This window comes from Salibaculum halophilum, from assembly GCF_002094885.1.
GTDB lineage: Bacteria > Pseudomonadota > Alphaproteobacteria > Rhodobacterales > Rhodobacteraceae > Salibaculum > Salibaculum halophilum.
The window spans coordinates 163,444-177,071 of sequence record NZ_MSIT01000006.1; the positions used below are offsets into that span (position 1 = coordinate 163,444).

Sequence of the window (13,628 nt, forward strand, 5' to 3'; positions counted from 1 at the left end):
GCTCAGGCCTCGCTGGCCCATTCGCCGCGGCGAAACACCGGCACGCGGGTGCCGTCGGGCGTGATGCCATCGACGTCCGTCTTTGGCCCGCCGATCATCCAGTCGACGTGGATCAGGCTGGAATTGCCGCCCGCCTCCACGACCTTGTCAGGGTCACCTGCCACCGCATCGACGAAGCAATCGGAATAGCACTGGCCCTGCGCGATGTGGCAGGCGGCGTTCTCGTCATAGAGCGTGTTGAAGAACAGCAGCCCCGATTGCGAGATGGGCGAGCCGTGCGGCACCAGTGCCACCTCGCCCAGCCGCGCCGCGCCCGCGTCGGTGTCGATCAGGTTCTGCCAGGCCGCTTCGCCCTCGCTGGCGCTGGCCTCGACGATGCGGCCCTGCACGAACCGCACCTCGATATCCGCGATCGGCGTGCCCTGGTAGACCAGCGGTTTCGACGCCTTCGCCACGCCGTCCACGCGGTCCTTGTGGGGGGTGGTGAAGACCTCTTCGGTGGGGATGTTCGGATTGCAGGTGGTGCCGTTGCCGGCCCGCGACGCGCCGCCCTTCCATTCGTGCCCCTCGGCCAAGCCCACCGTCAGGTCGGTGCCGCCCCCGGTGAAATGCAGCGCGCTGAAGGCCTGGTCATTGAGCCAATCGGTGCGGGCGCGCAGCGTGGCGTTATGGGCCTGCCATTCGGCGACCGGGTCGTCCCGGTCTACCCGCGACGCGGCGAAGATCGCCTCGGCCAGCTGCGCCACCGCCGCATCCTCGGGCAGGTCGGGAAAGACCTGCCGTGCCCAGGCCCGGCCGGGGTAGCTGACGATGTTCCAGTTGATGTCGAAATTGACGACCGGCTCCTTCGCGGGCTTCGAGGCCGCGGAATTGGCCTTGGCCACCCGCGCCGCCTTGTCCGGGTCCTGCCCCTTGAGCAGCAGCGGGTTGTCGGCGGTGATCGCCAGCCGCGCGGCATTGTTCGCAAAGGCCTCGGCCATGCCGTTGTAAAGCCAGCCGGGGGCGGAATCGAAGGCCGCCTCGTGCCCGTGCTCGAAGCGCGCCAGCGTCACCGCCTCGTCCGACAGGATCGGCGTCACGTTCGCCGCCCCCGCGCGATAGGCCGCCGCCGCGATGCGCCGCACCAGCGGCAGCGCCTCGACCGGGGCAGTCAGGACGAGATCCTGGCCGGGCTGCAGCCCAAGCCCAACCTGCACGGCCACCTCGGCCAGCTTGTCGAGCTTGTCAGTGTCGAAGGGCAGGTGCGGGTCTTGCATTGGGTCGCCTCGTGATCCGTGGGTTTGGCGCAAGATATGCGCCGCGGCGGCACAGTCCACCCCCGCCCCTTTCCCCCGGCGGGCAAAACGGGCTATCTGGCGGCGACCCCCTAGCCCGAAAGCCCCCAATGACCGAGATCATCCAAAAATTCGCCGACATCTCAGACAATTACAACGTGGCCTTCGTCGATCTCTGGGGCTGCATGCACGACGGCGTGCGGGCCTTTCCCGGCGCGGTGGCGGCGATGCAGGGTTTTCGCGCGCGCGGCGGCAAGGTCGTGCTGGTCACCAACGCCCCGCGGGCGCGTGGGCCGGTCGAAGAGCATGTCGCCAGCCTCGGGATTCCAGCCGATGCCTGGGACAGCATCGCCACCAGTGGCGACAGCGCCCGCGCGGCGATGTTCCGCGGCGCGGTGGGCCGCAAGGTCTGGTTCATGGGCGAGACACGGGACCGGTCCTTTTTTGAGCCGCTGCGCATCATCGACGACCCGGTCGAGATCGAGGTGGTAGAGCTGGACCGGGCCGAGGGCATCGTCTGCTGCGGCCCCTTCGATCCGCACGCGGACCCCGCGGTCAACCGGCCGCAGCTCCTTTACGCCAAGAAGCGGGGGCTGAAACTGCTCTGCGCCAATCCCGACATGGTGGTGGACCGCGGCGGCGCGCGGGAATGGTGCGCCGGGGCGCTGGCCGCGCTCTATACCGAGATGGGCGGCGAAAGCCTTTATTTCGGCAAGCCGCATCCGCCCATCTACGACCTGGCCCGGCGGCGCCACGCGGCCCTTGCCGGGGCCATCGACGACCCGCGCATCATCGCCATCGGCGACGGTATCCGCACCGATATCCTCGGCGCCCAGCAAGAGGACACCGACAGCCTCTTCATCACCGGCGGGCTGGCCGCGAAAGAAACGAAGACCGGCGAAAACCCGGACCCGCAGGCTCTCGACGCCTACACGACGCGCGAGATGGTGCATCCGACCTATGCCATCGGGTTCCTGCGCTGACGCAGTTTGCCCTTGATGTTTCTGCGCTCGCGAAGTAACAAAATTTCATACCACGCCAAGTGGGGGATTTTTTGTTGCCCGAGGAATGTGACATGCTCGACAATCTGCCCAAGGGAACGATCTGCATCGAGGATATCGAGATCGGCATGGTCCGGTCCCTGTCCAAGACCGTGACCGATCAGGACATCGAGATGTTCGCCGCCGTCTCGACCGATCACAACCCGGTGCACCTGGACGATGCCTATGCCCGCGACACGATCTTCGAGGGGCGCATCGCCCACGGGATGCTGACCGCCGGGCTGGTCTCGGCGGTGATCGGCGAACAGCTTCCGGGCCATGGTACGGTCTACCTGGGCCAGACGATGAAATTCCTCGGGCCCGTCCGCCCCGGCGACCGCGTGACCGCCGAGGTCGAGGTGACCGAGATCGAACCGGCCAAGCGGCGGGTGACGCTTCAGACGCGCTGCCTCGTCGCGGGCAAGCCGGTGTTGACCGGCGAAGCCAAGGTCCTGGCGCCTTCGGCAAAGTTCGACTGACCCCAGCGCGGCGGTCCGATCCGGCCCCATGGCCGAACCGGCCCGCCGGTTCATGGGCCATGGGCCCATGGCTCGGCGGGCGCTTGCCACCGCCGCCACGCCGCGCTACCCGTCGCGCATGCGCATCACCCGCGACATAGATTTCGTCCCGCCCGAGGACAAAGGCGCCTCGGTCGCGATCGGAAATTTCGACGGGGTGCACCTGGGCCACCAGGCCGTGATCGACCTGGCCCGCCGCGCGGATGCGCCACTGGGCGTGCTGACATTCGAGCCGCACCCGCGCGAGGTCCTGCGCCCCGACACCCCGCCCTTTCGCCTGATGAACGCCCAGACCCGCGCGCACCGGCTGGAAAAGATCGGGGTGGACCACCTGTACGAGCTGCCCTTCACCGCCGCGATTTCCGAGCTCAGCGACCGCGGCTTTGCCGAACACATCCTGCGCGACAGCCTCGGCGTGGCGCATGTGGTCGTCGGCGAGGATTTCTGCTTCGGCAAGGGGCGGACGGGCAATGCCGAACGTCTGCGGCACTACGGGGCCGACATGGGCTTCGGCGTGACCGTCGCGCCGATGCTGCGCACCGCCTCGGGCGCGGCCTCCTCGACAGCGATCCGCGCCGCGCTGAGCGAGGGCGAACCGCGCGTCGCCGCCGAGATGCTGGGCCACTGGCACCGCATCGACGGCCCGGTGATCCAGGGCGACCAGCGCGGCCGCGACCTGGGCTATCCCACCGCCAACATGTCCATCGACGGGCTGCACCCGCCCAAGTTCGGCGTCTACGCCGTGCTGGCCGAGGTTCTGGACGGCCCCCACCGGGGCCACTACCACGGGGCGGCCTCGATCGGTGTGAAACCCACCTTCGGCGTCAATCATGCCAACTGCGAAACCTACCTGTTCGACTTCGCGGGCGATCTTTACGGCGCGCATCTGAGCGTCGCCCTGGTCGAATTCCTGCGCGGCGAGGCGTCCTTCGACGGCGTCGCGCCGCTGATCGCCCAGATGGACACGGATTGCGCCCGCGCGCGCGAGGTGCTGGCGCATGTCTGATCCGATAAAGCGCGAGGGGCTGCGCCGCGAGTTCTGGGCGCGCGTGCCGATGCACAAGATGACCGAGGCCGAGTGGGAGGCGCTCTGCGACGGCTGCGGCAAGTGCTGCCTGAACAAGCTGGAGGACGCCGACACCGGCGAGGTCGCCCTGACCCGCGTCGCCTGTCGCCTGCTGGACGACAGCACCTGCCGCTGCACCCAGTACGACATCCGCCACCAGTTCGTGCCCGATTGCATCCAGCTGACCCCCGAGACGATCCGGCAGCACATGTACTGGCTGCCACGGACCTGCGCCTATCGGCTGGTCTACGAGGGGCGGGACCTGTTCCACTGGCACCCGCTGATTTCGGGCGATCCGCAGACAGTCCACGACGCCGGCGTTTCGGTGCAGGACCTGACGGTCAGCGAATTCGAAACGCCCGACGACGACTGGGAAGATCATATCATCGAGGAGCCGCTCTAGATGTTCTTTGCCTCTGACAACGGCGGCCCGGCCCACCCTTCGGTGCTCGACGCCCTGGCCCGCGCCAACGAGGGCCATACCAGCGCCTATGGCGCGGAACCGGCCATGGCGCGCGTCCGCGACCGCCTGCGCGAGGTCTTCGAGGCGCCGCAGGCGGCGGTCTACCTTGTCGCGACCGGCACGGCGGCCAATGCCCTCGCGCTGGCCACGATGGCGAACCCCTGGGACACGGTGTTTTGCACCGCCATGGCCCATATCAACGAGGACGAGTGCAACGCGCCGGAGTTCTATTCCGGCGGTGCCAAGCTGACCCTCGTGGGCGACCGCGATGCCAAGATGGACCCGCAGGCCCTGCGCGCGGCCATCGCCGCCGAGGAAAGCCGCGGCGTGCACGGCCCCCAGCGCGGGCCGGTCTCGATCACCAATGCGACCGAAAAGGGCACCGTCTACACGCCCTCCGAGATCGCCGACCTGTCCGGGGTGGCCCGCGACTTCGGGCTGCAGACCCACCTTGACGGAGCGCGCTTTGCCAATGCGCTGGTCGCGCTTGACTGCACCCCGGCCGAGATGACCTGGCGGGCGGGGGTCGATGCCGTCAGCTTCGGCGGCACCAAGAACGGCCTGATGGGGGCCGAGGCGGTGATCCTCTTCGATCCCGAGAAAGCCTGGGAGTTCGAGCTGCGCCGCAAGCGCGGGGCGCACCTGTTTTCCAAACACCGCTACCTGTCGGCCCAGATGGAGGCCTATCTCGCCGACGACCTCTGGCTGGAGTTGGCACGCCGCGCCAACGCGACCTGCGCCCACCTGGCCGAGGGCTTGCAACAGCAAGACAGCGTGGAATTTCTGCACGAGCCGGCGGCAAACATCATATTCGCACGCTTTCCACGCCGCCTTCACAAGCGGCTCCTCGACGCCGGTGCCTATTATTACGTTTGGGACGGCGACCCGCACACCGGCGACCCCGATGCGCCACTGACCGCACGGCTAGTCTGCGACTGGTCCATCGGCATCACGGGGGCCGACGCATTCCTGTCGGCGATGCAAGGCTAGAGCTTGCCTGCCAGGTGCAGGTCGAGGTCCTCAAGCCGGTCCTGGCCCCAGAACAGCTCGTCACCCGCGGCATAGAAGGGCGATCCGAAGACGCCCCGCGCCACGGCCTCTTCGAGGTTGGCGGCATAGGTTTCGGCCCCGCTCAGCAAGCCGCTGTCGGACAGGCCCGGATCGAACCCGTTCTGTTCCAGTGCCGCGCGGATCACAGAATCCTCGGCAACGTCCTTTTCCTCGGCCCAGCAGGCGCGCAGGATGGCATGAACCAGCCCGCCGAGATCCCCGCCCCCGGCATTCTGCGCGGCGATGATCGCATAGGACGACGGGGCCGGGTTTGTGGGAAAATGCGCGGGCTTGAGAGTGATCGGCATCCCGGCCTTCTCAGCCGACCGGCGCATGTCCTGCAACCGATAGGCCTGCCGGTTGGGGTGACGTTCGCCCGGGGGCGTGCCGCCGGTGCGCGCGAATAGCGCCATGATGTCGAGCGGCTTGTAGGCTACCGTCGCCCCGTGCCGCGCCGCGATCTCTTCCAGCCGCGTGCCCGCCAGATAGGTAAAGGGCGATATCGTGGTGAAGTAATAGTCGATCTGCGGCATTTGCCCCGGCACCCCGTCTGCTTTCTTTGCGGCAGGTTAGACGCATGCTAAGCGGTGTCAACGTCACGAATCTGTCACCTCGGGGTCCTGCCACATGCCGAATATCGTCGAGCCCAAGCTCATCTCGGGCAATGCCAACATGCCGCTTGCCCAGTCCGTCGCGCGGCGGATGTCCATGCACCGCGGCATAAATGTCGGGCTGGTCGATGCCCGGGTCGAGCGGTTCAACGACGGCGAGATCTTTGTCGAGGTCTTCGAGAACGTCCGCGGCGAGGATATGTTCGTCATCCAGCCCACTTCGAACCCGGCCAACGACAACCTGATGGAACTGCTGATCATCTGCGACGCGCTGCGCCGGTCCTCGGCCGCGCGGATCACGGCCGTGGTGCCCTATTTCGGCTATGCCCGCCAGGACCGCCGCACCAAGGCGCGCACGCCCATCTCGGCCAAGCTGGTGGCCAACATGCTGGTCGAGGCGGGCGTCGAACGTATCCTGACGATGGACCTGCACGCCGCCCAGATCCAGGGCTTCTTCGATATCCCTGTGGACAACCTCTATGCCAGCCCGATCTTCGCGCTGGACATCCAGCACAATTTCAGGGGCGCCGAGGATGTGATGGTCGTCAGCCCCGACGTGGGCGGCGTGGCCCGCGCGCGCGAACTGGCCCAGCGGATCAACGCGCCGCTGGCCATCGTCGACAAGCGCCGCGAGAAACCCGGCGAGATCGCCGAGATGACCGTGATCGGCAATGTCACCGGCAAGAAATGCATCATCGTGGACGACATCTGCGACACCGCCGGGACCCTGTGCAAGGCCGCGGAGGTGCTCATGACACACGGCGCGACCGAGGTGCATTCCTACATCACGCACGGGGTTCTGTCCGGTCCGGCGGTCGAGCGGATCACCAACTCGGTGATGAAATCGCTGGTCATCACCGACAGCATCCAAGCCACCAAGCCAGTCGTGGACTGCCCCAATATCCGCACCGTGCCCACTGCGCCGATGTTCGCCCAGGCCATCCTGAACATCTGGAACGGCACAAGCGTGTCATCGCTTTTCGATCACGAGACTCTGACGCCGATCTACGAGGGCATGTACGCGACCGTGTGACACCATTGGCGCGCAGGGCCGCAGCAGGCGGCCGCGCAGCAGGTCAATAGAGATCCCAATCGTCGTCATGGCGCAATTCGCCCATGGCTGTCCAGCTCACACGCATCCGCGCAATCTTCGTGTCGCCCCAGGTGGTGAAGGTGATGACGAAGCCCTCCTCAGTCACATCTTCGGCACGCAGGTCGACCCGCGCGAAGGCCGTGTTCGAAATGTCCCACATGGAGGGCGCGAGCTGGACCGCGGGCGGCCGGCGGTAGCTTTCCGAAAAATCAATGCGGGCGCGCATGCGCCGCTCGCCCTCGCCGGTCCACATCGCGCCATCCGTCTCAAAATCCGAAAACAGGACGAAATCGCCCTGCTCGACGCCGATCAGGTGATTTCGAAACCGCTTCATCCGCTTTTCCCCAAAGGCCGCTCCTCGCGGGTCTCTGTTGTCATCGCGGTATTTTCGGCAGGACGCATGCACCATGCAACCGAAATGGCAGTCACGATCAGGGCGGCCCGAACAAAAAACGGGCGCCCGAAGGCGCCCGCTTTTGCGAATTTCGATCCCCGGCCTACAGGTTCGGCTGTTTCGGGCTCAGCCCGATATGGCCGCCGATCGCCACCATGTCCGACAGCAGCTTGGCCGCGTCGTCGACCGGCCCCGGGTCGTTGCTGGCAGTTTGCTTTGCCGTGTCATAGGCGCTCTGGGCCTCGTCGACCAGGCGGTCGTAGACCTCCTGGGTCATCTCGCCCCGCGGCAGGGCCTTCTCGGCCAGAACCGTGATCCCGTCGGAATTGATCTCGGCAAAGCCGCCCGAGACCACGTAATCGTCCGAGCCGCCATCATGAGTGACCGTCAACAGGCCCGGGCGCAGGGTCGTGATGGTCGGGGCATGATCGGCCATGGCCGTCATGTCCCCGTCTGCGCCGGGGATGCGGACCTCGGTCGCCTCCAGCTGCGCGAGGCGCCGTTCGGGGCTGACGAGGTCGAAGTGAAGCGCGTTTGCCATGAGGGCTCCTTATGCCGCCTCGGCGGCCAGTTTCTCGGCCTTGGCGACCACGTCCTCGATGCCGCCGACCATGTAGAACGCACCCTCGGGCAGGTGATCGTATTCCCCGGCCACCACCGCCTTGAACGACGCGATCGTGTCCTCCAGCGGCACCTGGATGCCGTCGGAGCCGGTAAAGACCTTGGCGACGTCGAAGGGCTGGCTGAGGAACCGTTCGATCTTGCGGGCGCGGGCCACGGTCAGCTTGTCCTCCTCGCTCAGCTCGTCCATGCCGAGAATGGCGATGATGTCCTGAAGGGCCTTGTAGCGCTGCAGGATACCCTGGACGTCACGGGCAACCTCGTAGTGGTCTTGCCCGACGATGAGCGGGTCCATCAGCCGCGAGCTGGAGTCGAGCGGGTCCACCGCCGGGTAGATCCCCTTTTCCGAGATCGCGCGGTTGAGAACCGTCGTCGCGTCGAGGTGGGCGAAGGTCGTGGCCGGCGCGGGGTCGGTCAGGTCGTCGGCGGGCACGTAGACCGCCTGGATCGAGGTGATCGAGCCGGACTTGGTCGAGGCGATGCGTTCCTGCATCGCACCCATGTCGGTCGCCAGCGTCGGCTGGTAGCCCACCGCCGAGGGGATGCGGCCCAGAAGCGCCGACATTTCCGAGCCCGCCTGGGTGAAGCGGAAGATGTTGTCGACGAAAAACAGAACGTCGGCACCCGACTGGTCGCGGAACTGCTCGGCCAGGGTCAGGCCGGTCAGGGCGACACGGGCACGGGCCCCCGGCGGTTCGTTCATCTGGCCGTAGACCAGCGCGATCTTGGAATCGGGCAGGTTGTCCGGCGTCAGAACGCCGGAATCGATCATCTCGTGGTAGAGGTCATTGCCCTCGCGCGTGCGCTCCCCGACGCCGGCGAAGACCGACAGGCCCGAGTGCACCTTGGCGATGTTGTTGATCAGCTCCTGGATGAGAACCGTCTTGCCCACGCCGGCGCCGCCGAACAGGCCGATCTTGCCGCCCTTGGCGTAGGGCGCCAGCAGGTCGATCACCTTGATGCCGGTGACAAGCACCTCGGACTCGGTGGACTGGTCGGAAAAGTCGGGCGCCGACTGGTGGATGGCGCGGGTTTCCTTGGCCTCGATCGGGCCTTTTTCGTCCACGGGTTCGCCGATGACGTTGAGGATGCGCCCCAGCGTGGCATCGCCCACCGGCACCGAGATCGGCGCGTCGGAGTCGGTGACCTCCTGCCCGCGGACCAAGCCCTCAGTGGCGTCCATGGCGATGGTGCGCACGGTGCTCTCGCCGAGGTGCTGGGCCACCTCGAGAACCAGCGTCTTGCCGTTGTTGTCGGTGGTCAGCGCGTTCAGGATCGCCGGCAGGTGATCGTCGAACTGCACATCCACGACGGCGCCAATCACCTGGGTGACCTTGCCTTTTTCGTTTGCCATTGTCGTTTCTCCGGTTCTCTTAGAGCGCCTCGGCGCCCGAAATGATTTCAATCAGCTCGTTGGTGATGACGGCCTGGCGCGAGCGGTTGTACTCGATCGTCAGCTTGTCGATCATCTCGCCGGCGTTGCGAGTGGCGTTGTCCATCGCCGACATCCGCGCCCCCTGTTCCGAGGCGCCATTTTCCAGCAGCGCCGCAAAGATCGCCGTGGCGACACCGCGCGGCAGAAGGTCGGCGAGGATCTCTTCTTCGCCCGGCTCGTAATCATAGAGCGTGCCGCCCTCCGCCTCGGTGCCCTCGGGCACCTCGAAGGGGATCACCTGGTGTGATTTCGGGGTCTGGGTGACGACGTTGACGAACTCCGCGTAGAAGAGCGTTGCCACGTCGAAGTCGCCGTTGTCGAACCGGCCGAGGATGTCGCGGGCGATCCCCTGCGCGTTCTCGTAGGCGACGTACTTGACCTCGGACAGGTCGACGTGGCCGACAAAATGCTCGCCCCAGTCACGCCGCAGCGCATCGCGGCCCTTCTTGCCCACGGTCAGGATCTTGACGGTCTTGCCCTGGTCGCTCAGCTCTTTTGCCTTGGTGCGGGCCAGCTTGGCGATGTTGGCGTTGAAGCCGCCGCACAGGCCGCGCTCGGCGGTCATGACCACCAGCAGATGGGTCTGGTCGCTGCCGGTGCCGCGCAGCAGCACCGGCGCGCTGTCGCTGTCGCCCACGCTGGCCGCGAGGCCGGCCATTACCGCGTTGAACCGGTCGGCGTAGGGCCGGGCCGCCTCGGCCGCGTCCTGCGCCCGCCGCAGTTTCGCGGCGGCCACCATCTGCATGGCCTTGGTGATCTTGCGGGTCGACTTGACCGACTCGATCCTGTTCTTCAGGTCCTTGAGACTTGGCATGCGCCTGTCTCCTTTCCGGTTCGGTTCAAGTCAGATCAGGCGAAGTCCTTGGCGAACTCGTCGATCGCGCCCTTGAGCTTCTCCTCGGCCTCGCCCTTGATCTTGGGGTCGTCCTTGGTGATGACGTCAAGCACGTCCTGGCGTTTGGTGCGCAGGAACTGCAGCATGTCCGTTTCGAAGCGACCCACGTCCGAGACTTCCAGCCCGTCGAGGTAGCCCTGGGTGCCCGCGTAGATGACGCAGACGATCTCGGCGTTGGTCAGCGGCGAATACTGCGGCTGCTTCATCAGCTCGGTCAGCCGCGCGCCGCGGTTCAGAAGCTTCTGCGTGGCCGCGTCGAGGTCCGACCCGAACTGCGCGAAGGCCGCCATTTCACGATACTGGGCCAGTTCCAGCTTGACCGGGCCGGCCACCGATTTCATCGCCGCCGTCTGCGCTGAGGAACCGACGCGTGACACTGACAGGCCGGTGTTCACGGCCGGGCGGATACCCTGGTAGAACAACTCGGTTTCCAGGAAGATCTGGCCGTCGGTGATCGAGATCACGTTGGTCGGGATGAAGGCCGACACGTCGCCGCCCTGGGTCTCGATGATCGGCAGAGCGGTCAGCGAGCCCGCGCCGCTGTCCTCGTTGAGCTTGGCCGACCGCTCCAACAGGCGCGAGTGCAGGTAGAAGACGTCGCCCGGGTAGGCTTCGCGGCCCGGCGGGCGGCGCAGCAGCAGCGACATCTGGCGATAGGCCACGGCCTGCTTGGACAGGTCGTCGTAGACGATCAGCGCGTGGCGGCCGTTGTCGCGGAAATGCTCGGCCATGGCAGTGGCGGCGTAGGGCGCCAGGAACTGCATCGGTGCCGGGTCCGAGGCGGTGGCGGCGATGACGATGGAGTACTCGAGCGCGTCGTTTTCCTCGAGCTTCTTGACCAGCTGCGCGACGGTGGACCGCTTCTGGCCGACGGCGACATAGACGCAGTAAAGCTTCTTGCTCTCGTCGTCGCCGGCGGCGTCGTTGTAGGCCTTCTGGTTGAGGATCGTGTCCAGCGCCACGGCGGTCTTGCCGGTCTGGCGGTCGCCGATGATGAGCTCGCGCTGGCCGCGGCCGATCGGGATCATCGAGTCCACGGCCTTGAGGCCTGTGGCCATGGGCTCGTGCACCGACTTGCGCGGGATGATGCCGGGCGCTTTGACGTCGGCGGCGGTGCGGGTCGTCGCCTCGATCGGGCCCTTGCCGTCCAGCGGGTTGCCCAGGCCGTCGACAACGCGGCCCAGAAGCGCGTCACCGGTGGGCACGTCGACGATCGCGTTGGTCCGCTTGACGGTGTCTCCTTCCTTGATGGCCTGGTCCGACCCGAAGATCACGACACCGACGTTGTCGTTTTCAAGGTTCAGCGCCATGCCACGGATGCCGCCGGGGAATTCAACCATCTCGCCGGCCTGGACATTGTCGAGGCCATAGACCCGGGCGATCCCGTCGCCGACAGACAGCACGCGACCGACCTCGGCCACTTCGGCCTCCTGGCCGAAATTCTTGATCTGGTCCTTGAGGATCGCAGAAATCTCTGCAGCTTGGATCGCCATTACCGGGCCTCTTTCATGGTGTTCTGGAGTGCAGCGAGCTTGGCCTTGATCGAGGTGTCGATCATCTTCGAGCCCACCTTGACAACAAGACCGCCGATGAGGCTTTCATCGACGGTCGCATTAATCCTGACGTCCGCGCCGACACGCTCCTTGAGCGTCTTGGCCAGCGCGTCGGACTGTTTCTGGGTCAGCGCCTTGGCGGTGACCACCTCGGCGGTCACCTCGCCCTTTTCCTCGGCCAGCATGGCGCGCAGGGCGGCCAGCATATGCGGGACGACGAACAGGCGGCGCTTGTCGGCCATGAGGGCCAGCGTGTTGGTCATCGTGTCGGAGAGGGCCATCTTCTTGGCGACCGCCGCGATTGCCTTGCCCTGGTCCGCGCGCGACTGGATCGGCGAGGCGATCAGGGCGCGCAGGTCGGCGCTGTCGTCAAACGCGGACGAGAGGGCGTCGATGTCGGTTTCGAGGGTTTGCAGACCCTTGGCGCCCCCCTCCTTGCTGAGGTCGAAGACTGCTGTGGCATAGCGCTGCGCGATGCCGGTCGAGATCGAAGCTGGTTCGGACACGTCCACCCTTCCGATTTCAAGGCCCGCACGGACCACCCGTCGAGACGTCGGGGGTGTGAAGGCAGCGAGACTTGCCCGGACGGGATGCCGCGGGCGCGAGATCAGGGCGGGATGTAGCAGAGGGTTTTTGGTGGGGCAACCTTCTTGCGCCGCTTTTCGCAAGCGCCCTTGACGCCTTGAACACAGGGGGTGCGCGGGGGTGCGACGCTTTGCGCCATGTCCCATGCACGGCGGCGGTCGCCGGCCGCACACAATTGTATACTGCCGGGCGGACGGGGATTCCCTACCTCAGCCGCCCAGCGATCGCCCCGACGCGCCGGCCGGTTGCGGGCTGCCATCGAGGACGCGCAGCGGGCGGCTCACTCGTTCGGCAAGCCCCGGCCCGGAGGGCGCGACGACCTGCTTGCTTGCCTCGATCATCAGAACGCCGCCCGCGGCAAAGACGGGGACGTGTCGACCCACAGTTTCCATTACCCGGCCGAACCGGCGCCAGGTGCGCCGCCGCGACGGCGGCTGATAGAGCGTCGAGCGCGCCCGTTCGGTCACGAAGCCCGCGCCGCGCAGCTGCGCTTCGAGTTGGGACATCGAATAGGGCCGGCCATAGCCGAACGGCGTTCGATCCGACCGCGACCAGAGCCCGCCCCTGTTTGGAACGATGAAGACCACGCATCCGCCGGGGCCGAGCACGCGGTAGCACTCGGCCAGCACGGCGGCGGGCCGGTCCGAGGTTTCCAGCCCGTGCAGCAGCACCAGCTTGTCGATGCTGCCGGTCGCCAGCGGCCAGAGGTGTTCCTCGCACAGCACGCTGATGTTGGGCTGGCCCGCGGGCCAGGACATCACCCCCTGCGGCCCGGGCATCAGCCCGATGACCCGGCGCGCCTCGCCCAGGAAGGGCCGCAGCAGCGGGACGGCGAAACCGAAGCCGGCCACGTTCTGGCCCTTCGCCTCGGGCCAGAGGCGCTGCAGCTCGCCCCGGATCACGCCCTGCGCTGCGCGGCCCAGGGTGCTGCGATAATAGAAATCCCGGATGTCGTGCACGTCCAGATGCATTGCAGCGTTCGCCCGCCTCGGTCACACTCGAGCTGACCTTATCAAGCGGAAGAGAAAAC

At 66.6% G+C, this 13,628-nt stretch carries 15 protein-coding genes; 6 read left to right on the forward strand and 9 right to left on the reverse strand.

Annotated elements, in window-relative coordinates; translation table 11 throughout:
• Positions 1-2: 2 nt before the first annotated feature.
• Positions 3-1,256 (reverse strand): aminopeptidase, encoded by a 1,254-nt coding sequence (locus BU124_RS05360; RefSeq protein WP_084861425.1) that lies wholly within the window; start codon positions 1,254-1,256, stop codon positions 3-5.
• A 128-nt stretch (positions 1,257-1,384) separates the two neighbouring features.
• Between BU124_RS05360 and BU124_RS05365 the strand changes: the two genes are divergently transcribed.
• From BU124_RS05365 to BU124_RS05385, 5 genes are all read left to right on the forward strand, one after another.
• Complete coding sequence (locus BU124_RS05365; RefSeq protein ID WP_084861426.1) at positions 1,385-2,257, forward strand: TIGR01459 family HAD-type hydrolase; 873 nt, start codon at positions 1,385-1,387, stop codon at positions 2,255-2,257.
• 92 nt (positions 2,258-2,349) lie between these two features.
• Positions 2,350-2,793: a MaoC family dehydratase gene (locus tag BU124_RS05370; RefSeq protein WP_084861427.1), complete on the forward strand. Its 444-nt coding sequence runs from the start codon at positions 2,350-2,352 to the stop codon at positions 2,791-2,793.
• A gap of 118 nt (positions 2,794-2,911) precedes the next feature.
• On the forward strand, positions 2,912-3,838 hold the full coding sequence (locus BU124_RS05375; protein ID WP_084861498.1) for a bifunctional riboflavin kinase/FAD synthetase: 927 nt from the start codon (positions 2,912-2,914) through the stop codon (positions 3,836-3,838).
• A complete protein-coding gene (locus BU124_RS05380; RefSeq protein WP_084861428.1) occupies positions 3,831-4,301 on the forward strand; it encodes a YcgN family cysteine cluster protein in 471 nt (156 codons plus the stop codon). Before BU124_RS05375 ends, BU124_RS05380 begins: the two co-directional genes overlap by 8 nt.
• Entirely contained in the window at positions 4,302-5,351 is a 1,050-nt protein-coding gene (locus BU124_RS05385) for a threonine aldolase family protein (protein WP_084861429.1), read from the forward strand.
• Here BU124_RS05385 and BU124_RS05390 read toward each other — a convergent pair.
• Positions 5,348-5,944: a 2-hydroxychromene-2-carboxylate isomerase gene (locus BU124_RS05390; protein WP_084861430.1), complete on the reverse strand. Its 597-nt coding sequence runs from the start codon at positions 5,942-5,944 to the stop codon at positions 5,348-5,350. The two genes, BU124_RS05385 and BU124_RS05390, sit on opposite strands and share 4 nt — an antisense overlap.
• Before the next feature lie 94 nt (positions 5,945-6,038).
• Between BU124_RS05390 and BU124_RS05395 the strand changes: the two genes are divergently transcribed.
• Complete coding sequence (locus tag BU124_RS05395; RefSeq protein ID WP_084861431.1) at positions 6,039-7,055, forward strand: ribose-phosphate pyrophosphokinase; 1,017 nt, start codon at positions 6,039-6,041, stop codon at positions 7,053-7,055.
• A 43-nt stretch (positions 7,056-7,098) separates the two neighbouring features.
• Here the strand turns inward: BU124_RS05395 and BU124_RS05400 are convergent, their stop codons facing one another.
• From BU124_RS05400 to BU124_RS05430, 7 genes are all read right to left on the reverse strand, one after another.
• The gene (locus BU124_RS05400) at positions 7,099-7,524 is read right to left on the reverse strand and encodes an H-type lectin domain-containing protein (RefSeq protein ID WP_342743721.1); all 426 of its coding nucleotides are present in this window, start codon (positions 7,522-7,524) and stop codon (positions 7,099-7,101) included.
• Positions 7,525-7,612: 88 nt separating this feature from the next.
• Positions 7,613-8,050: a F0F1 ATP synthase subunit epsilon gene (locus tag BU124_RS05405; protein WP_084861433.1), complete on the reverse strand. Its 438-nt coding sequence runs from the start codon at positions 8,048-8,050 to the stop codon at positions 7,613-7,615.
• Between the two features lie 9 nt (positions 8,051-8,059).
• Entirely contained in the window at positions 8,060-9,484 is a 1,425-nt protein-coding gene (gene atpD, locus BU124_RS05410) for a F0F1 ATP synthase subunit beta (protein ID WP_084861434.1), read from the reverse strand.
• 19 nt (positions 9,485-9,503) lie between these two features.
• Positions 9,504-10,379: a F0F1 ATP synthase subunit gamma gene (locus tag BU124_RS05415; protein WP_084861435.1), complete on the reverse strand. Its 876-nt coding sequence runs from the start codon at positions 10,377-10,379 to the stop codon at positions 9,504-9,506.
• Between the two features lie 35 nt (positions 10,380-10,414).
• Positions 10,415-11,953: a F0F1 ATP synthase subunit alpha gene (gene atpA / locus BU124_RS05420; protein WP_084861436.1), complete on the reverse strand. Its 1,539-nt coding sequence runs from the start codon at positions 11,951-11,953 to the stop codon at positions 10,415-10,417.
• Positions 11,953-12,525: a F0F1 ATP synthase subunit delta gene (locus tag BU124_RS05425; RefSeq protein WP_245831615.1), complete on the reverse strand. Its 573-nt coding sequence runs from the start codon at positions 12,523-12,525 to the stop codon at positions 11,953-11,955. Before BU124_RS05425 ends, atpA begins: the two co-directional genes overlap by 1 nt.
• Positions 12,526-12,807: 282 nt before the next feature.
• A complete protein-coding gene (locus BU124_RS05430) occupies positions 12,808-13,569 on the reverse strand; it encodes a class I SAM-dependent methyltransferase (RefSeq protein WP_084861438.1) in 762 nt (253 codons plus the stop codon).
• Positions 13,570-13,628: the final 59 nt, after the last annotated feature.